This is a genomic window from Microbacterium sp. (genome assembly GCF_035554235.1).
GTDB lineage: Bacteria > Actinomycetota > Actinomycetes > Actinomycetales > Microbacteriaceae > Microbacterium.
In genome coordinates this window covers 1-17,862 of sequence record NZ_DATMIO010000261.1, presented here as the reverse complement: position 1 = coordinate 17,862, position 17,862 = coordinate 1, and the positions used below count along the sequence as shown (strand labels likewise).

General features: G+C 69.1%; 18 protein-coding genes and 1 pseudogene. 6 read left to right on the top strand and 13 right to left on the bottom strand.

Translation table 11 applies throughout. From position 1 onward, the window contains the following. Positions 1 to 671, bottom strand: a pseudogene (locus tag VNT50_RS13340) (DEAD/DEAH box helicase); the annotation flags it as partial. A 303-nt stretch (positions 672 to 974) separates the two neighbouring features. Here VNT50_RS13340 and VNT50_RS13335 point away from each other — a divergent pair. Then, complete coding sequence (locus VNT50_RS13335) at positions 975 to 1,640, top strand: antibiotic biosynthesis monooxygenase (RefSeq protein WP_325485597.1); 666 nt, start codon at positions 975 to 977, stop codon at positions 1,638 to 1,640. A 41-nt stretch (positions 1,641 to 1,681) separates the two neighbouring features. Further along, positions 1,682 to 2,776, top strand: a complete 1,095-nt coding sequence (locus tag VNT50_RS13330; RefSeq protein WP_325485596.1) for a DUF998 domain-containing protein — start codon at positions 1,682 to 1,684, stop codon at positions 2,774 to 2,776. Between the two features lie 883 nt (positions 2,777 to 3,659). Here VNT50_RS13330 and VNT50_RS13325 read toward each other — a convergent pair. The 6 genes from VNT50_RS13325 to VNT50_RS13300 all read right to left on the bottom strand — a co-directional run bounded on the left by VNT50_RS13325 (position 3,660) and on the right by VNT50_RS13300 (position 9,992). Further along, positions 3,660 to 6,890, bottom strand: coding sequence for an efflux RND transporter permease subunit (locus VNT50_RS13325; protein WP_325485595.1), 3,231 nt, complete (start codon positions 6,888 to 6,890; stop codon positions 3,660 to 3,662). Positions 6,891 to 7,021: 131 nt separating this feature from the next. Next, positions 7,022 to 7,399: a fluoride efflux transporter FluC gene (locus VNT50_RS13320; protein ID WP_325485594.1), complete on the bottom strand. Its 378-nt coding sequence runs from the start codon at positions 7,397 to 7,399 to the stop codon at positions 7,022 to 7,024. Next, the gene (locus VNT50_RS13315) at positions 7,396 to 7,806 is read right to left on the bottom strand and encodes a CrcB family protein (RefSeq protein ID WP_325485593.1); all 411 of its coding nucleotides are present in this window, start codon (positions 7,804 to 7,806) and stop codon (positions 7,396 to 7,398) included. The genes VNT50_RS13320 and VNT50_RS13315 overlap by 4 nt, the downstream gene beginning before the upstream one ends. 22 nt (positions 7,807 to 7,828) lie before the next feature. After that, positions 7,829 to 8,788: a DNA topoisomerase IB gene (locus tag VNT50_RS13310; protein WP_325485592.1), complete on the bottom strand. Its 960-nt coding sequence runs from the start codon at positions 8,786 to 8,788 to the stop codon at positions 7,829 to 7,831. A 1-nt stretch (position 8,789) separates the two neighbouring features. Next, positions 8,790 to 9,059 (bottom strand): DUF7218 family protein, encoded by a 270-nt coding sequence (locus tag VNT50_RS13305; RefSeq protein WP_325485591.1) that lies wholly within the window; start codon positions 9,057 to 9,059, stop codon positions 8,790 to 8,792. 45 nt (positions 9,060 to 9,104) lie between these two features. Beyond that, positions 9,105 to 9,992 carry an SDR family oxidoreductase gene (locus VNT50_RS13300; protein ID WP_325485590.1) on the bottom strand — a complete coding sequence of 296 codons (888 nt, stop codon included), beginning with the start codon at positions 9,990 to 9,992 and terminating at the stop codon, positions 9,105 to 9,107. A gap of 232 nt (positions 9,993 to 10,224) precedes the next feature. On the opposite strand from VNT50_RS13300, the gene VNT50_RS13295 reads away from it, so the two are divergent. Continuing rightward, a complete protein-coding gene (locus VNT50_RS13295; RefSeq protein ID WP_325485589.1) occupies positions 10,225 to 10,389 on the top strand; it encodes a hypothetical protein in 165 nt (54 codons plus the stop codon). A 155-nt stretch (positions 10,390 to 10,544) separates the two neighbouring features. On the opposite strand, the gene VNT50_RS13290 is transcribed toward VNT50_RS13295, so the two are convergent. Then, a complete protein-coding gene (locus VNT50_RS13290; protein ID WP_325485588.1) occupies positions 10,545 to 11,300 on the bottom strand; it encodes a MerR family transcriptional regulator in 756 nt (251 codons plus the stop codon). Positions 11,301 to 11,516: 216 nt separating this feature from the next. Between VNT50_RS13290 and VNT50_RS13285 the strand changes: the two genes are divergently transcribed. Next, positions 11,517 to 12,428, top strand: a complete 912-nt coding sequence (locus VNT50_RS13285) for a DUF4097 family beta strand repeat-containing protein (protein WP_325485587.1) — start codon at positions 11,517 to 11,519, stop codon at positions 12,426 to 12,428. Further along, positions 12,425 to 13,042: a PadR family transcriptional regulator gene (locus VNT50_RS13280; RefSeq protein WP_325485586.1), complete on the top strand. Its 618-nt coding sequence runs from the start codon at positions 12,425 to 12,427 to the stop codon at positions 13,040 to 13,042. The genes VNT50_RS13285 and VNT50_RS13280 overlap by 4 nt, the downstream gene beginning before the upstream one ends. A gap of 35 nt (positions 13,043 to 13,077) precedes the next feature. On the opposite strand, the gene VNT50_RS13275 is transcribed toward VNT50_RS13280, so the two are convergent. Further along, entirely contained in the window at positions 13,078 to 13,659 is a 582-nt protein-coding gene (locus VNT50_RS13275) for a universal stress protein (RefSeq protein WP_325485585.1), read from the bottom strand. A gap of 170 nt (positions 13,660 to 13,829) precedes the next feature. Here VNT50_RS13275 and VNT50_RS13270 point away from each other — a divergent pair, with 170 nt between their 5' ends. Continuing rightward, positions 13,830 to 14,006 carry a DUF3073 domain-containing protein gene (locus tag VNT50_RS13270; RefSeq protein ID WP_325485584.1) on the top strand — a complete coding sequence of 59 codons (177 nt, stop codon included), beginning with the start codon at positions 13,830 to 13,832 and terminating at the stop codon, positions 14,004 to 14,006. Between the two features lie 107 nt (positions 14,007 to 14,113). On the opposite strand, the gene VNT50_RS13265 is transcribed toward VNT50_RS13270, so the two are convergent. The 4 genes from VNT50_RS13265 to VNT50_RS13250 form a co-directional block, all read right to left on the bottom strand. Further along, the gene (locus VNT50_RS13265) at positions 14,114 to 14,557 is read right to left on the bottom strand and encodes a TIGR02611 family protein (protein WP_325485583.1); all 444 of its coding nucleotides are present in this window, start codon (positions 14,555 to 14,557) and stop codon (positions 14,114 to 14,116) included. Positions 14,558 to 14,672: 115 nt separating this feature from the next. Then, positions 14,673 to 15,878: an MFS transporter gene (locus VNT50_RS13260; protein ID WP_325485582.1), complete on the bottom strand. Its 1,206-nt coding sequence runs from the start codon at positions 15,876 to 15,878 to the stop codon at positions 14,673 to 14,675. Positions 15,879 to 15,891: 13 nt separating this feature from the next. Beyond that, complete coding sequence (gene purF / locus VNT50_RS13255) at positions 15,892 to 17,352, bottom strand: amidophosphoribosyltransferase (RefSeq protein ID WP_325485581.1); 1,461 nt, start codon at positions 17,350 to 17,352, stop codon at positions 15,892 to 15,894. A gap of 9 nt (positions 17,353 to 17,361) precedes the next feature. After that, on the bottom strand, positions 17,362 to 17,862 hold a 501-nt coding region (locus VNT50_RS13250), incomplete at its 5' end, for an AIR synthase-related protein (protein ID WP_325485580.1).

The window sequence follows — 17,862 nt, the reverse complement described above, 5'->3', positions numbered from 1 at the left end:
TGGGCATCGTTCGTGCGACCAGGGCGGTCGGAGTTGTACTCGCGCTTCGGGCGCTCCTCGTACGAACGGGCGGGACGGTCGTTACCGGTCCGCGGCGGACGCGCATCGTACGTCCGGGCAGGGCGGTCGGAGTTGTACTCGCGCTTCGGGCGCTCCTCGTACGAACGGGCGGGACGGTCGTTACCGGTCCGCGGCGGGCGCTCCTCGTAAGACCGGGGCGGACGATCCGCGTTGTACTCGCGCTTCAGGCGGTCATCGTAAGACCGTGCCGGACGATCGTTGCCGTACTCCCGACGGGCCGGGCGCTCATCGCTGGAACGCGGAGGGCGCTCATCGTACGACCGCGGCGGACGCTCCTCGTACGAACGCGCCGGACGGTCGCCCTGCGCGTGCGTGCGGATCGAGCGCGACTCGTCGCGACCGGCGCGCTGAGCGGAGGTCCAGCGCTGCTTCGGCGCACCGGCGGCGGATGCACCCTGCTCCTCGGTCGCGGCGCGGTAGCCGCGGTGTCCCGCGCTGCGACTGCCGGGCTTGCTGGCGGAGGGCGCCCCGGCTGCGCGGGCGCGGTCATCCTTCGACGAGTTCAGGAACCGCGAGGGCTTCTTCTCGCCATAGCGCGGCTCGAAATTCTTGGCCGGGCGTCCGCCGGCGGGCTTCTTGTTCTTGGGCATGGTGATGTCCTTCTGGGTTGTCTCATGAGAGAACAGCACTCCGCAGATCGCACGCAGCATCGCTGCGCCGACGCCGCACATGCGGCACGGAGTAACCCGGACTATCGTCGGCCGGGGGCCATTCAACGTGATGGTCGCCGGAGCGGATTCGCTCCCACCATCGGCCCCTTGGACTCACAAACCCATCCGCGCAGCATGCGCGGTGTCCAGAGCCGACCCTTCACTCTAGCGGATGCCGCTCATCGCGAGCCTGTGAGGACGCCCGGCCGCCGGCATCCACCCCCGACCCTGGATGATGGCTTCATGGCAGAGAGCGACGCACACCCGATCACGGTCGCGATCGAGCGACGCATCGACCCCACGCGCGCCGCCCAGGCGACGGCGTGGATGCAGGCGGGCACAGATCTCGCCCAGACGTTCGAGGGCTTCCTCGGCTCGGGCTGGGTGCGCGCGGGCGAGAACAGCGACCTCTGGTACATGCTCTACCGCTTCCGCGACATCCCCACCCTCGAGTCCTGGGAGGACTCGGGCGAGCGCAGGTGGTGGCTCGAATCCGGCAGGGGCTTCGCCAGCGAGGGTCGAAGCGAGCGCCGCACGGGCATCGAGGGCTGGTTCGACGCACCGCTTGCGACGAACGTCGATACGCGGATGCCGGAGGCCCATGCACCGGCCGGCGCAGGCGTTCATGCGGAGACTCCCCGCCGCGCCATGCCGTCGGCCACGGGCCCGATCCAGCGGCCGATCCCGGTCGCACCGCCGCGATGGAAGCAGGCGGTCACGATCTGGCTCGGGTTCTTCCCGACGAACCTGGTGGCGTCGTGGCTCCTGGGCTTCGTGCCCGGCTTCATGGAATGGCCGCTCGCTGCGCGTGTGCTTCTCACCTCGATTCTGCTCACCCCGGTGATGATCTACGCGGTGCTCCCGTGGGTCACTCGAGCGCTCGGGCCGTGGCTGCAGAAATCACCCTGAGCGCGTGAGTCGGGGCCGCAGCCGACCCCTACACTGACGCCATGAGCGCAGAACCCGCGAGCCCCGTCGGCCCTACCCGCACCGACGGCGTCCTTCCCGCGCCGACGCTCCGCGTCGAGTCGGCCGCGGTCTACATCGCCCTCATCACCGGCGCGATCGGCGGCGTGTACGGCCTCATCCTCTCGCTCAGTTCGCTGGCGACGACGATCTTCATGGGCGAGCTGTCGTTCGGCATCATGGCGTCGCTCGGCGCGGGCGTGGTCGCCGCGGTCGTCGCGGCGGCCGGATACTGGGGCGCCCGGCTCCGCCCGGGTCAGGAGTGGCGTTTGGCGCTGCCGGCCTGGAAGTACACCGTCAACACCATCTCGGTCGTGATCGCGCACGTGGCACTGGCATTCCTGGCGACGTATGCGAGCTATCGCGTTCTGAGCCTGGGCTTCATCGGCCTTCCGGTCGTGACCTTCTGGGCCGTCGTGCTGATGGCCGTGACGCTCGGGCTGACGGCATACCTCGTCTTCCTGTCCGTCTCGCGCATGACGACGCAGCGCATGTCGTCGCTGCTCATGTCGTTCATCGTGCTCGGCACCCTGACGGCCATGGTGACCACGCCGGACCCCCAGTGGTGGGAGGTCCACTTCAGCCAGCTCGGCACGTTCGACGACCTCTCGAGCTGGGTCTTCAACGGCACGCTCATCGCCGGGGGGCTTCTGGTGACCACCTTCGCGGTCTACATCTCGACCGACATGGACGTGCTGATCGCCGCGGGCGGGCTTGCCAACCCCCGCTCGTCACGAATCGTCTCGGGGCTCTTCGTCGTCATGGGCATCATGCTCGCGTGCGTCGGGATCTTTCCCGTCGACGTCCACCTGGTGCTGCACAACCTTTCGGCGTCGGGGATGGCGGTGATGTTCCTGGCTCTGCTCATCGGCGGCCCGAGACTGCTGAGCGGGGTGCCGCGCACGTATTTCGTCTCTTCCTGGGCGTTCCTCGGAGCGACGATCGCGTCGGTGATTCTCTTCGCCGTCGGGTATTTCTCGCTCACCGCTTTCGAGATTGTCGTGTTCGCGCTGATCTTCGGCTGGATCGCCGTCTTCATCAGATTCCTCGCGGTAACCCGGCAATTCGAAAACCCGTGATTCCCTATTAACACAAAACCCCGGTAGATTCATCACAGAGCGCGCCTGCTGTTGGGGAACACGTCCGGAGCTAGCGGTCTCGAACTGGGGGTAGGCGGCCGCAGCCTGGGGAATCCTTCGGGGACGAGACCGTTGCACTAACGCCTCACGAAAGACCCCACTGTGGCCCTGATCGCCGTAGAGTCGCCCTTCGTTCTTCAACGCGCCCGCCCGCTGGCGATGTTCGTCCGCGCCACGACGCCGACCCAGTCTGTCGCCGCCGCCGCCGGGGTGCTCGTCCTCGGCTGCCTCGTCGCCATTCTGACCACCCCCGACCCGATGTGGTGGCACCTGCACTTCAGCCGCCTCGGGACCTTCCGGGCGTTCTCGGGGTACGCCTTCAACGCGACCATCGTGGCGGCGAGCATCATGCTCGTCGTCTTCGCTGTGCGGCTGCGCATCGAGATGGTCCGACACGTCGGCACCTCCGTGCTCACGAACCGGCGGGCGGCCCTGATCGTCCCCATCCTCGTCGCACTGATCGGCATCCATCTCTCCCTCGTCGGGTTCTCTCCTCTCGACGTCAATCTCTTCGTCCATGAGCGCGGCTCTTCGGGCGCCGTCCTGTCGTTCGCCGGGCTGCTCATATCGAGCCGCTGGCTGCTCAAGGGCATGCACCGCCGGGTGGCGCGCGCCACCCGGCGAGTGCTCGTATCGCTCGTGCTGTACGGCACTCTGTTCGCCACCGGCCTCATCAACCTCGCGGCGTTCGAGCTGATCGTCTTCACGCTCATGTTCGCCTGGCTCGTCGTCATGACGCGTCACCTGGGTGTCGAGTGCGACTCGAAGAAGGAGACCGCGAACACGACGGCCGCGGCCCGCACGCCGCTTCGCCTCCTGCAGTTCACTCCGATGAAGGCCGTCGGGCGCGTCGCGTCTGCTGCACGGGCGCTGCCGACGGAAGCCCGCCGCCCGCAGACGACGCACCCGACATCGCGACCGCCGGCTCGAGGGGGCCACTCGAGGCGTGGGCCGGCTGCCCGTCCTGATCGCCGCCGCCTCGTCGAACAGCACGCCGTTCGCGGGCGCCTTCCACGAGGTTGTACAGCGTCGGAAGCACCACGAGCGTCAGCACTGTAGACGAGATCAGACCGCCGATCACGACGATCGCGAGCGGCTGAGAGATGAACCCGCCGTGGCCCGTGATGCCGATCGCCATCGGCGTGAGGGCGAGGATCGTCGCCAGCGCCGTCATGAGGATCGGGCGAAGTCGTCGGGCCGAGCCCGCTTCGACCGCGTCGTGCACGGCCAGCCCCTTCACGCGGTACTGGTTGACGAGGTCGACGAGCACGATGGCGTTCGTGACCACGATGCCGATGAGCATAAGCACACCGATGAGCGAGGCAACGCCGAGCGGCACCCCCGTGATGATCTGCAGCAGAATCGCGCCGGTCGCCGCGAACGGCACCGAGATGAGCAGCAGCAGGGGCTGACGGAGCGATTTGAATGTCGCGACCATGACGATGTAGACGATCAGGATGGCGGCGAGCAGGGCGAGCCCGAGCTGCGTGAACGCGTCCTGCTGGTCGCTGAGCACTCCGCCGACCTCGGCGCGCGCGCCGGTGGGCAGCTCGACGCTCTCGAGCGATGCGGTCACCGTCGCCGACGCCGCCGTGAGGTTGTCGGTCGACGGCGTGACGGTGACCGTGGAGACGCGCTGACCGCGCTGCGTCGTGACCGACGTCGGCCCCACCGTCTCGTCGATCGTCGCGACCTGATCGAGCGGAATCGGACCGGTCGCCGAAGGAATCGTCAGCTGACGCAGCTCATCGAGCGTGGCGGGGGTGTTGCCGGCCGCGAGGTAGACGGTGAGCGACGCCGAGTCGATCTCGACCGTGCCGATCGACTGGGGCTGCATCGAACTCGACACGAGGCCCCCGACCGCGACCTCGCTGAGACCGAGACGGGCCGCGGCGTCGCTGTCGACCACGACGGCGATGTAGGGCAGCGCGTCGCTCAGGTTGCTCGAGACCTGGCCGATACCGTCGCCGCCCTTCAGGGAGTCCATGACATCCTGCGTCGCCGTCTCGAGACCGGCCCGGTCGGGGGCCGACACATCGATCGCGATGTCGGAGGAGCCCGCGAATCCGCCGCCACCCGAGATCGTGATCGTGCCACCGTCCTCGAGGTCGGCGACCGCATCCTGCACCTCTTCGCGCAGGGCGACCTGATCGGCGTCGTCCGATGTCGTGATGGAGTACGTGATGCCGCCGCCTCCCCCGGTGAAGGCATCGCGGAGCGCGGACCCGCTGGATCCGATCGACACCTGGACGGTGTCGATGCCGTCGATGCCCTGGAGCACGGCCTCGACCTCGGCCGCTGCGGCGTCTTCGGCCTCGAGGCTGGCGCCCGGATCGAGGTTCTGCGTCATGGTGAAGGTGTTCTGCCCTGAGTCGCCGAGGAAGTTGGTCTTCATGAGCGGGGCGAGCGCGATCGTGCCGACCAGCACGAGGCCGGCGAGCAGGATCGTCACCACCGAGTGCTTCAGCGTCCAGCGGAGGATCGGCAGATACGCCTTCTGCAGGCGCGACGGCGGCGCCGCCGGATCCTCGGGGTCGATCGCGGCCCCCTCGGCGTCGAGGATCGGCTTGCCTGGCCGGAGGAACCAGTACGCCAGCACGGGGACGATCGTGAGCGAGACGAACAGCGACGCGACCATCGCGATGGTCACCGTGAGGGCGAAGGGCCGGAACAGCTCCCCCGTCATGTCGCCGACGAACGCGATCGGCAGGAAGACGGCGACGGTGGTGACGGTCGAGGCCGAGACCGCGGTCGCCACCTCCTTCACCGACAGCAGGATCGATCGCGCTTTGTCGGCATCGCCGACGTAATGCCGCTTGATGTTCTCGATCACGACGATCGAGTCGTCGACGACGCGTCCGATCGCGATCGTGAGCGCACCGAGCGTCAGGATGTTGAGCGAATACCCGAAGGCCTGGATGCCGATGAACGTGATGAGCACGCTCGTGGGGATCGAGATGGCGGTGACGATCGTGGCACGCACCGACATGAGGAAGATCAGGATGACGAGCACGGCGAACAGCAGGCCGAGCATGCCCTCCTGGGCGAGAGCGTTGATCGACTCCTGGATGTACGGCGCCTGATCGAAGACGATCGTGAACGCGGCTCCGCCGAGTGAGTCCTCGAGCTCGGGCAGCGCCTCTAGCACGCCGGTGGACACCTCGACCGTGTTAGCCGAGGGGAGCTTGGTGACCGCGATCGTGACGGCGGGTTCTCCGTCGACGCGCGAGATCGTGGTGACCGGGTCGGACTCCTCGACGACGGTCGCGACGTCTGCGATGGTCACGAGCCCCGCCTGGAACTGGTCGGGTCCCGAGGGCACGAGCGGGAGGGCGGCGATGGCGTCGACCGACTCGATCTTCTCGCCGGTCTGCACCGTCAGCGTGCTGCCGTCCTCGGTGATCTCGCCGCCCGGAAACAGGATTCCGTTCTGGTCGAGCGCGTCGCGGATCGCCTGCGAGGTGTAGCCGGACGCGGCGAGCGCCGGCTGGTCGGGCGTGATCGTGACCCGCTGGCCGATGCCGCCGACGATCGAGGCGGCGTTGACGCCGTCGACGTCCTCGAGCTCGGGGATGACCGTGCGCTCGAGGTCGGACTGGATCGTCAGCTGGTCGTCGTAGCCGGTGACGGCCAATTGGATGACGGGAAAGTCGTCGATCGAGGCGGAGAGCACCTGCGGCTCGACGCTCTCGGGGAGCTGGCCCGAGATGCGGTTGATCGCCTGGTTGAGCTTCTGTTCCGCCGTCGCCAGGTCGGTGCCGTACGTGAACGACGCCTGGATGATCGAGGCGTTCGTCGTGCTGGTCGCGGTCGTCGTCTCGAGGCCGGCAACTCCCTGGATGGCGGATTCGATCGGTGTGGAGACGTCGTTGTTGACGACCTCGGGCGAGGCACCCGGGTACGCGGAGACGATCGCGAGCTGTGGGAACTCGATCGAGGGGATGAGCTCCTGCTTGAGATTCGTGAGGGCAAGACCGCCGAAGACGGCCGCGACGATCGTGATGAGGGCGATGAGCGCTCGGTTCTTGAGGCTCAGTACGGCGAGTTTCGACACGGTGTTCTCTCGGTGAAAGAAGGGGGTGTCGGTGGCAGAGCGCGCACCGACGATACGGTGCTGTATCCGACCCTCTCAGTATTCCACGGTCGGGATACACGAAGCTGTGCGGTTGCCGCGATCCGCCCGGGTCACGGGGTCCGCCCGATCGCGAGCCCCAGGGCCGCCAGAGCGACCGCTGCGACGAGCTGCACGCCGCCGTTGAGCGCCGCCGCCCGGTAGTCGCGACGACCCAGAGCGATCGCCGTCTCGACGGTGACGGTGCTGAAGGTCGTGTACCCGCCGAGGAGCCCGACGCCGAGCACCGCGACCCACGGTGCAGACATCAGCGCGGCGTCGGCGAGGCCCGCGAGCACGCCGATCAGGAACGAGCCCGTCAGGTTGACGATCGTGATGCCCCAGGGATACGCCCCCCGCGTGCGTGTCATGACCGCTCGGTCGAGCACGAAGCGCAGGGCCGCGCCGACGCCGCCGGCGACCGCGACGCCGACCAGCAGGAGCGGGTTCACGCGGTATCCGCCCGTCGCCCGGCGCCGAGCCGCAGCCCCAGCGCGGCCGCGGCGACGCCCGCCAGCACGCTTACCGCGGCGTACCCGAAGGCGATCCCCGCGTTCTGCTCCCACAGGCGTGCGGTGTCGCCGGCGAGCGCGCTGTAGGTCGTGAACCCGCCGAGCACCCCCGCACCGAGCAACGCGCGGGCCGCGCGGGCACGCTCCGTCTCGCGGCGCCGGCCGAGCAGCGCATAGAGCGCCCCGAGCAGCAGGGCGCCCAGCACGTTCACGCCGAAGACGGCGACGGGGAGCCCGTCGCCGGCGGGCCACAGCAGGATCGCACCCTCCCGGGCGGCGGTGCCGAACGCACCGCCCACCGCGACCAGCCCGACGTGCTGCCAGCGGAGCGGGGTCACCTGCGTCATGAACCCACGCTAGCGCCGCGGGCTAGGACAGCAGACGACGCAGGGCCGCCTCCGGAGACCCGCCGAGCTCCATCGTCTCGCCGCGCTCGTACCGCGCGAACACCCCGGGGTGGATGTAGCTGCGGCGGGCGACGGCGACCGTGTTGCCGAGCGCCTCCGCGGTCGCCTGCACGGCGAGCCGCTCCGCCTCGGCCCGCTCGCGGCCACCATCGACGGGGCCGATCCGGGCGAGTGCCTCGGCGGCGAGCACGGTGCCGCGGAGCGTGCGGAAGTCCTTGGCCGTGAAGAGCCCGCCCGTCAGCGCGCGGACATGGTCGTTGACCTCGCCCGCGGTCACCGGGATGCGGCGGCGGCCGCGCCGGTACGAGAGCAGCGGCGCACGCGGTCTGCCGACCGCGAGTTCGTCGATCGCCGTCGCAAGGTCGTCGTCGTCGACACTCAGCAGCGCGCGCTTTCCGCTCTTCGCCGGGAACGACAGAGTCACGACCGACCCGTCGATCGCGGCATCCCCCCGGCGGAGCGTCGTCAGGCCACGGCTGCCGTTGGCCTCGAGATAGCGCGGCGACCCCACGCGCGGCGCCGCCTGGTCGAGCAGGCGGAACGCCGTCGCCAGGACGCGCTCCCGCGTGAGGCCGTCGCCCCGGAGGTCTGCGGTCACGCGGGCACGCGCGCGGGGCAGGGCATCGGCGAGCAGCAGCACCCGGGCGAACTTTCCCTTGTCGCGCCGCGCTGCCCAGTCCGGGTGATACAGGTACTGCCTGCGGCCCTTCTGGTCGGTTCCGACGGCCTGGATGTGGCCGTCGGGGCGTTCCGAGATCCAGACCTGCTCCCAGGCCGGAGGAATGACGAGCGCACGGGCGCGCGCGGCATCCCTCTTCTTGGCGGACCTGCCCCTGCGGTCTATGTACCGGAATCCCGCGCCCGCACGCACCCGCCGCAGCCCGGGGTCCTCGAAGGGCGTGACCCTCGCGAGCTTCGCCACCTCAGTGGGTGCGGAGCATCGAGATGAGCTCCGCCTTGCGCTTGCCCGAATAGCCGCGGATACCGAGCTCCTTGGCGCGCTTGCGGAGCGCGTCGACGGTCCAGTCGTCGTAGTCGCCCGACGTGCCGCCGCGCCTGCCCACCGCGGACCGTCCATCACGCGCCGCCGCGTTCGAGATGCGCGCCGCCTTCTCCTTCGACGCGCCGTCGTCGCGGAGCTTCTCGTAGAGCTCCGGGTCCTGCAGCGCGCCCGATCGCCGTCGTTGCGGCATGTCGCCCTCTCCTTTCGCTCGGAGGACCCTTCGGTAGAGGTCCCGTCAGAGTCCCTTGCCGCCCGTGACGGGCAGCACCGCGCCCGACACATATGAGGCCGCTTCGCTCGCCAGGTACACGTACGCCCCCGCCAGCTCCGCCGGCTGTCCTGCGCGGCCGAGCGGGGTGTCCTCGCCGAACGTCGCCAGGCGCTCCTCGTCCCAGCCGGTGGCAGGGATGAGCGGTGTCCAGATCGGGCCAGGGGCGACCGCGTTCACGCGGATGCCGCGGGGACCGAGCTCCTGCGCGAGAGCCTTCACGAAGGCCACCTGCGCCGCTTTCGTCATCGCGTAGTCGATGAGCGAATCCGAGGGATCGAAGCCCTGGATCGACGAGGTGACGATGATCGAGGAGCCTGGCTCGAGGTGCGGAATCGCCGCCCTCGCCGTGAAGATGGGCGCATACAGATTGGTGCGGAAAACCCTGTCGAATTCTTCGGTCGAGAGGTTCTCGAGCCCCTCGCGGTCGCGCTGGTAGGCCGCGTTCAAGACCAGGATGTCGAGCCCGCCGAGTTCCCGCACCGTCTTGTCGACGATCTCGGAGCAGTACGACTCCTCGCGCAGGTCTCCCGGCAGCGTCACGCCCTTCACGCCGGCCTCCGTGACCCATTTGATGGTGTCGTCGGCGTCGGCCTGCTCTTCGGGCAGGTGGCTGATCACGACATCGGCGCCCTCGCGCGCGAAGGCGATGGCAACGGCGCGGCCGATGCCGGAGTCTCCGCCGGTGATGAGCGCCCGGCGGCCGCTGAGACGCAGCGATCCCCGGTAACTCTGCTCCCCGTGGTCGGGGGTGGGGCGCGTCTGATCGGTGAGCCCCGGCTGATCCTGCGCCTGGGCGGGGAAGCCGCCTTGCGGATGCTTCGTCGTCGGGTCTGTGAGGGCGTCGTCGGTCACGCTGTCTCCTTCGATGCGATCGGGTGTGAATCGACGCTAGGTGCACACCGGGGTGCGTGTCAGGGGGTTGACAATCCCGGCCGCCGGAGGCGAAAGGCCCGTAGCACCGCGGATCACGGCACGTCAAGCCCCCGAGGGCTCGGGCCTCGACCGCCTACCGTGGGGGTGTGCCCACCGGCACCGACCCGCATCACCCTCGCGGGAATTCGAGAAGAAGAAGGAGATACCCTCCATGAATATCCTCGCCCTCATCATCATCATCGTTGCTGTCATCCTGCTCATCACCGGAGGTTTCGTGCAGTCCCTGCAGTTCCTTCTGTGGGTCGGACTGATCCTCGCGGCGATCGCCGTCGTCCTGTTCCTCGTTCGCGCCCTCAGCGGTCGCAACAAGGTCTAGGCGCTCCCGGACGGCCCGCTCGGGCGCGGGGCCGTCCACTCGGGAAAGCTGAACGACGGATGCCACGGCCCAGGGGGCCCGCGGCATCCGTCGTTCTCTTTTTTCTCCACGAGGGCTCGCGTGGCACCAGCGGCTGTCACCCAGCGGTTGCCGGCCTACAGGTTCGCCTCGGCGTACGCGCGCAGCGCGTCGCGCACGAACGCCGCACCCTCTTCACCGCCGTAGTTGGCGCCGAAGCGCGGGTCGGCCACATACATCTCGCCGAGACCGATCACGTACGCCTTGACGTCGCCGCGGTCCGCCGCGGGAGTGCCGGGGATGCCGGTCAGCCACTGCACGTGACGCTCGGCCAGCGCCTGCGCCTCGGTGCTTCCCGCGGTGACACCGCTCTCCGCGGCCGCGATCCAGTCGCGACCCAGGTCGGCCGAGCGCTGCTGCCATGCGGCCTTCTCTTCGGCGCTCATGCTGCGCCACCAGCGGTCGCTGTCGGCGTAGGCCTTCTTGCCCCAGCGCTCCTCCACCTCGTCCTTGTACTGCGTGTGGTCGAAGCCGTCGAACATGTTCTCTGCCATGAGTCGTTCACCCCCTCTCAATGCTCGGATGGTCGATTCGACCGACGCGATCTGTCGCGCCAGCCGGTCCTGCTCCTGGCGGAGCCACGCGAGGTGACCCGTCAGGGCGTCTTCTTGGGTGTGCTCGCGAGCGAGCACGTCGGCGATCTGCGGCAGAGAGAGGCCGAGTTCCCGCAGCAGGAGAATGCGCTGCAGTCGAACGAGGGACGCGTCGTCGTAGTGGCGGTAGCCGTTGTGCCCGATCGACGACGGCGGAAGCAGGCCGATCTCGCCGTAATACCGCAGCGTGCGGCTCGTGGTGCCCGCGAGCTTCGCGATCTGCTGGATGGACCACTCCATCGGCCTGCCTCCTCTCTGTGTGTGCGTCAGATCCTGTGTGCGTGAGATCCTGTGTGCGCGATCGATGCCTTCACGCTAGATGTTGACGCCGCGTCAATGTCAACCGTGCGTTTCCTGAGCACTCCCACAGTCGCGATATATCGTGTTATCGTTGCGGCGACGCGATATATCGCGACCCTGGAGGAACCAGGGACCTCTACAACCCAGGAGCAACCCATGGCACTCGAGAAGTGGATCATCCACCCGGGCGAGACGCGCGTGATCGACATCGATTCCGTCCGCAAACTCAAGGTCGGTCTCGTCGGCGGACAGATCGATGTCATCGGCCACGACGAGCCGGGCGCGCGCATCGAGGTGCACGGCGTGACGATAAAGGACCTTCGCATCGAGGTGTCGGGCGACGTCGTCGAGATCGATCACCCCCAGCTCGGCTGGGACAACTTCCTCGAAGTGTTCCGCAACTTCGGCACCGGCGGGCCCAAGGCCGAGATCAGCGTCGCGGTCCCCCGCAGCGTCGCCCTCAACCTCGGCGTCGTGAGCGCGAGCGCGCTCGTTTCCGGCCTCGAGCAGGACGCTCGACTCAACACGGTCTCGGGCGACATCATCGTCGACGGCCTCAGGGGCGACCTCACCGTCAACGCCGTCTCGGGCGATGTGCAGGTGCGCGAGCTCGTCGGAGCCCTGGGCGCCAACAGCGTGTCGGGTGACGTCGCCGTGACGGGGACCGTGCGCAAAGCGACCGTCGACACCGTCTCGGGCAACATGGTCGTCGACTCGACGGGTCAGGTCAGCGGCATCAGCCTGAACTCCGTCAGCGGCAACGGCACGATCCGTCTCGACGAGGGCCTCCCCGCGAACTTCGTCGTGCGCACCGTCAGCGGCCGCGTGCAGGTCGACGGTGTCGTGCGCTCCAGTTCGGGCATGACCAACTACCAGGGCTCGGTCGGCGAGCTGAGCGGCTCGTTCGTCGACGTGCGGACCAACGCGGTCTCGGGCGATCTCACGGTCCTCCGTCGCGGCGGCGCGAGCTCCCCCGGCGGTGCCGGCGACGACGCTTTCGGTGAAGGCGAGAGCGGCAGCTTCGGCAGCGGCTCTCCGGACGGATTCGGCAAGGAGACCCTGTCATGACCCCGGTCTTCTCCCACGGCGACCTCCGCCTGTACCTGCTGAGCCTCCTCGACGAGGGCCCACGGCACGGATACGACATCATGCAGGCCCTCTCCGACCGCACCGGCGGAACGTACACGGCCAGCGCGGGGACGATCTACCCGCGCCTCGCGAAGCTCGAGGAAGAGGGTCTCGTGACCAAGACCGTCGACGGCCGTAAGACCGTCTACGAGATCACCGAGGCAGGTCGCGCCGAGGTGGCGTCGCGAGCCGGCGATCTCGAAGGGATCGAGGCCGGCCTCGCCGACTCGGTGCGCCTGATCGCCGACGAGGTGCGCGGAAGCGTGCGTGAGGCGATGAAGAGCCTCCGCGCCGACCTCGCCGCGGCGAGCAGTCAGGAGCGCGCCGAAGCGAAGGCCGCGCGATCCTCGGTGCCCAGCGATGACCCGCGGCTCCTCAGCCGCGAGCAGCTGCATCGAGCGGATGCCGTGATCAACGAGTTTCGCGCGCGTGTGCGCAGCGACCTACGCTCGCACGTCGCGCGGGGCGGAACGCTCGAGAAATCCGTCGTCGACACGCTCGAGAACGCGCTCGACACCGCCACGCACGCGCTCATCCGCGGCCTCCGCGGCTGAGCGGGCGCTCTACCGGTCGGGGGCGACGCGGGGGGCTACCCCGCGTCGTCCCAGATCAGTTCCTGGTCATCCGGCACGGGCTCGCCCAGCGGCACCACGAGGATGTTGTGGCGCTGCCGGTGAGCCAGCCGCGCGGCGACCGACCCGGTGAAGAACTCGCGGACGGATTCGCCGAACCCTCGCCGGCGCGTTCCCACCACGATGAGCCGGGCATCGAGGCGATCGGCCAGGTGCTTGATCGCCATCGCGGGATCGCCCACGAGCTGGCGTGCCGTCCACTTGACGTCGCCGCCCTCGAGCAGGGCCGCCGCCTGGGCGGTGACCGCCTTATAGTTGTCGGCCCCCGGATCGATGTTCATGTCGATCGGTGCGGAATGCACGTAGCCATCGGGGTCCTCGTACGTGACGAAGCGCGTGACATCCACATGGACGACCACGAGGTAGGTGCCGTGCAGGTGCGCGTAGCGCGCGGCCTCCTTCAGCACGCGGCTCGGCTGATCGGGCACGATGCCGGCGAGGACGGCCCCGCGGAGCGCCTCGTCCTCGACCTCGGGAGCCGCGGTCGGCGACGGGTCGGCGCCCGCTCCCGACGGCGATGCGGGGGAAATGTTCGACATGCCCGACCCCTTTCACGGCACGCGGGGCGGCTCTCCCACGGCGCGGCAGAGCGCTCTGCCGCAGGTCCCGCGTGCTATTCTGAATGCTACTCTTTCCGGCCCCGAGCCGGTTTCGTCAATGCGTCGGGCGCGCCGAATGCCCGCAGCTCAACTCGTGAGGGGGGTCTCGCATGGGGCGTGGCCGTCAGAAGGCGAAGCACACCAAGATCGCGCGTGAGCTCAAGTCCTACAGCCCGAGTGTCAACTACTCCGCGCTGGAGAAGGAGCTTCACCCCGAGGGCGAAGATCTGTACGTCGACAAGTGGGCCGACGACTATTCGGACGAATACGAAGGCGAAAAGGCCTGAGCGGCGAAAAGGCCTGAGCAGCGAATAGCCCAAACGGCGAATAGCTCGGCGCGGCGAATTGCGACGGCCCAGAGCCGCCGTTCGTCCGTGTGCACCCCAGGGGTGCCTCAGCTCTGGGACCCAGCCGCCCGCGCGTGAGCCTGGGCCGCCCGCTCCCACGCGGCTTCGGCCTGCCGGCGCGCGCGACGCGCCCTGTACCACGCCCAGAACCTGTCGAGCGTGCGCTTGAGCCACGCGGCGACGCGCCGCGCCCAGTGGAACTCGGTGCCGAGGACCGCCAGGCCGAGGAAGACGACGAGCCACCCCGGTCCGGGGAGCGGGACAAGGAGCAGCCCGATGGCCGTGAGGGTGCCGCCCAGCACACCGACACCGACGCGGTAGGCCTTCTCGAGCGCGGGGTGCCGCGACATCCACGCCCTCGCCCGGCGCAGGACGCGGCGGATCGGGCGATCGGGGCGTTCGGCTGCGGCGATCTCGCCCCGGATCGTCCACTCCAGGCCCGAGGTCGCGGGCTCCGTGCTCGTGCCCGCACTCGCGTCGCGCGTTGTCATGGCGCCACGCTAACACGATATATCGCGTTGTCCCTGGGAGTATGCCGCGATCGCCACGGCGGATGGACCCCGGTATCTGCCGGGTATTCGGCGACCGCGATCGGCCCTCGGGTGGTCAGCGACGGATGTCGTCCTCGACGGCCCGCTGGCGCGAGGCGATCACGCCGGCGATCGCGGCGAGCGGGGCGGTCGCCAGGAGCACCCACAGCGGCACGGTCCAGGCCCCCGTCGCTTGCACGAGCGCACCGATCCCGATCGGGTACATGGCGGCGACGGCGTATCCGATGCTCTGCACGAAACCGCTGAGCGCGACGGATGCCTCATGCGAGCGGGTGCGCAGGTTCACCAGCACGAGCGACAGCGGGAAGGTCGCCTGACTCAGTGCCAGGAGGAACACCCAGAGCCAGGGCGCGGCCGCCGGCGCGACGATGAGGCCCAGGTATCCCACCGCCAGTCCTCCGGTGGCGATTCCGACGATCGTCTTCACGATCTTCAGGCGCGCGGTCAGCAGCGGCACGAAGAGGGAGAGCGGCAGCCCGACCATGGCGAAAAGCGACAGCAGTGCGCCGGCCTGCTGGGGCGGAACGCCGGCCACCTCGACCAGCATCGCCGGCGCCCAGGCGAACATCGTGTACGCCGTGATGCTCGATGTCATGAAGAGCACCACGATCGCCCACGCCATCGGCGACGCCCACAGCCTGCGAAGCGGCGCACCCGTCGACACGGCGGCGACCTCGTCGGCGCGGCCGATGCGGGCACGAACAAGCAGCGCCACCCACGGCACGAGCGCGACGGCGGCCAGCATCCCCCACTGCGCGAGCGCGATGCGCCAGCCGACCGTGTCGGCAACCGGCACCGCGACGAGCGGGGGCAGGAACGTGCCGACGGCCATCGCCGAGATGTACAGGGTGGTGACGAGGCCGATCCTGTCGGGGAAGTACTTCTTCACCAGCGGCGGCAGAACCACGTTGCCGACCGCGACCCCGGCGAACACCGCGACCGTGGCCGCGAGCAGCAGCACCGCGCTGGAGGCCGCGCCGCGCAGGCAGAGCGCCACCGAGAGCACGGCCATGGCAAGAACGAGCAGCCGCTCGAGCCCCACGCGCCGGGTGAGCGCGGGGGTGATGACACCGAACACGGCGAAGCAGACCGGCGGGGCACTGCCGAGCAGGCCCAGCGCGAGCGGCGAGATCGCGACATCCCGCTGGATGTGCTCGACGAGCGGCGACAGCGATGCAACCCCGGTGCGCAGGTTGAGCGCCACGAGGACGATGCCCGCGAGCGCGAGCGCGCGCCCACGCCAGAGCGGACGCGCGGTCATGAGGCCACTTTCGTCAAGACTCCTGCGTGCCCTCGACCCAGGCAAGGTACTCCTCCGAGACGGTGCCGGTCACGTATCGGCCGTCGAAGCAGCTCATGTCGAGGTCTTGCACGTCCGAGCCCTCGAGGATGGCGTCGCGCAGGTCATCGACCTCCTGGTACACCAGGTAGTCGGCGCCGAGCGCCTCGGCGATCTCGGGGATCGTGCGGTTGTGGGCGACGAGCTCCCCGCGTGAGGGCATGTTGATGCCGTACACGTGCGGATAGCGCACCGGCGGGGCGGCCGACGCGAACGTGACCGATTTGGCCCCGGCATCCCGCGCCATCTGGATGATCTGCTGGCTGGTCGTGCCGCGCACGATCGAGTCGTCGATCAGCAGCACGTTCTTGCCCTTGAACTCGCTCGACATCGCGTTGAGCTTCTGACGCACGCTCTGTTTGCGCACCGCCTGCCCGGGCATGATGAATGTGCGGCCGATGTAGCGGTTCTTGTAGAAGCCCTCGCGGTACTCGAGTCCGAGCTTGCGCGCGACCTGCATCGCCGCCGGCCGCGAGGAATCGGGGATCGGCATGACGACGTCGATCGTGCCGTCCGGCGTGTACTTGGCGATCGTGTCGGCCAGGCGCTCGCCCAGGCGCAGCCGCGCCTCGTAGACCGAGATGCCGTTCATGATCGAGTCGGGCCGGGCGAGGTACACGTACTCGAACGAGCACGGCGCGAGCTGCGGCGCGGCCGCGCACTGCCGCGTGTGCAGCTTGCCGTCGACGGTGATGAAGACCGCCTCGCCCGGCATGACATCGCGCACGACCTCGTAGTCGCCGTTCTCGAGCACGAGCGACTCGGACGCGACCATCCAGTCATAGCCTCCCGCCTCGTTCGGGCGGGTGCCGAGGATGAGGGGGCGGATGCCGAACGGGTCGCGAAAGGCCAGCAGCCCGTAGCCGGAGATCAGCGCGATGGCGGCGTAGGAGCCCTCGACGCGCTCGTGCACTCGAGTGACCGCCTTGAACACCGTCTCGGGCTCGAGGTCGAGGCCGGAGATCGAGGCCTGCAGCTCGTTCGCCAGGACGTTCACGAGCAGCTCGGTGTCGGAGCTCGTGTTGAGGTGCCGGCGATCCTTGTGGAAGAGCTCGTCGGTGAGCTCACGGGTGTTGGTGAGGTTGCCGTTGTGCACGAGGACGATGCCGTACGGGGCGTTCACATAGAAGGGCTGCGCCTCTTCTTCGTTGCCGGCGTTGCCCTGCGTGGCGTAGCGCACGTGCCCGAGGCCGATGTTGCCGAGGAGCGCACGCATGTCGCGGGTGCGGAACGCCTCCCGCACCATGCCGCGGGCCTTGGCGAGGTGGAAGATCCCGTTGCGCTCCGCCGTCGCGATGCCGGTCGAGTCCTGCCCGCGATGCTGGAGGAGGAGGAGGGAGTCGTAGATCTCCTGGTTGACGGGGCCGTGTCCGACCATTCCGACGATGCCGCACATGGGTGGTGTCTATTTCCCGTCTCGGTACGTGCCCACGAGGCGCACGGCGCCGCCGTCGACCCCCTTGGCGCCCTGCTCGAAATCCCCCTCGGGGCGGGCGCCCGTGCGCACGGTGCCCACCTGCCACGCGGCGATCCCCTCTTGCGCGAGGGCGGATGCCGCGGCCTCCGCGCGGTCGGCGGCCACCACTACGAGGAACCCGATGCCCAGGTTCCAGGTGCCCTCGCTCGATTCGAGCGTCGTGCCCGCGACATCCGACAGCACCCGGAAGACGGGGCTGGGAGACCAAGTCGAGCGGTCGATCTCGGCCCACGTGTCCCGCGGCAGCACGCGCGCCAGGTTGGCGGCGATGCCCCCGCCCGTGACGTGGCTGAGCGCGTGCACGCCGTCGCCGACCGCCGGGTCGGAGAGCAGGCGGAGCAGCGGCGCGGTGTAGAGGCGGGTCGGCTCGAGCAGCGCCTCGCCCCATGTGGTGCCGAACTCGGCGGCGTGCGAGCCGTATTGGATGCC

Excerpts from the sequence above, each read along its gene's own strand:
- VNT50_RS13260 (WP_325485582.1), bottom strand. The coding sequence starts at position 15,878 with ATGACCGCGCGTCCGCTCTGGCGTGGGCGCGCGCTCGCGCTCGCGGGC.
- VNT50_RS13295 (WP_325485589.1), top strand. The coding sequence starts at position 10,225 with ATGAATATCCTCGCCCTCATCATCATCATCGTTGCTGTCATCCTGCTC.
- VNT50_RS13280 (WP_325485586.1), top strand. The coding sequence starts at position 12,425 with ATGACCCCGGTCTTCTCCCACGGCGACCTCCGCCTGTACCTGCTGAGC.
- VNT50_RS13290 (WP_325485588.1), bottom strand. The coding sequence starts at position 11,300 with ATGGAGTGGTCCATCCAGCAGATCGCGAAGCTCGCGGGCACCACGAGC.
- purF (WP_325485581.1), bottom strand. The coding sequence starts at position 17,352 with ATGTGCGGCATCGTCGGAATGGTCGGACACGGCCCCGTCAACCAGGAG.
- VNT50_RS13305 (WP_325485591.1), bottom strand. The coding sequence starts at position 9,059 with ATGCCGCAACGACGGCGATCGGGCGCGCTGCAGGACCCGGAGCTCTAC.
- VNT50_RS13275 (WP_325485585.1), bottom strand. The coding sequence starts at position 13,659 with ATGTCGAACATTTCCCCCGCATCGCCGTCGGGAGCGGGCGCCGACCCG.
- VNT50_RS13270 (WP_325485584.1), top strand. The coding sequence starts at position 13,830 with ATGGGGCGTGGCCGTCAGAAGGCGAAGCACACCAAGATCGCGCGTGAG.
- VNT50_RS13265 (WP_325485583.1), bottom strand. The coding sequence starts at position 14,557 with ATGACAACGCGCGACGCGAGTGCGGGCACGAGCACGGAGCCCGCGACC.
- VNT50_RS13315 (WP_325485593.1), bottom strand. The coding sequence starts at position 7,806 with ATGACGCAGGTGACCCCGCTCCGCTGGCAGCACGTCGGGCTGGTCGCG.
- VNT50_RS13335 (WP_325485597.1), top strand. The coding sequence starts at position 975 with ATGGCAGAGAGCGACGCACACCCGATCACGGTCGCGATCGAGCGACGC.
- VNT50_RS13285 (WP_325485587.1), top strand. The coding sequence starts at position 11,517 with ATGGCACTCGAGAAGTGGATCATCCACCCGGGCGAGACGCGCGTGATC.
- VNT50_RS13330 (WP_325485596.1), top strand. The coding sequence starts at position 1,682 with ATGAGCGCAGAACCCGCGAGCCCCGTCGGCCCTACCCGCACCGACGGC.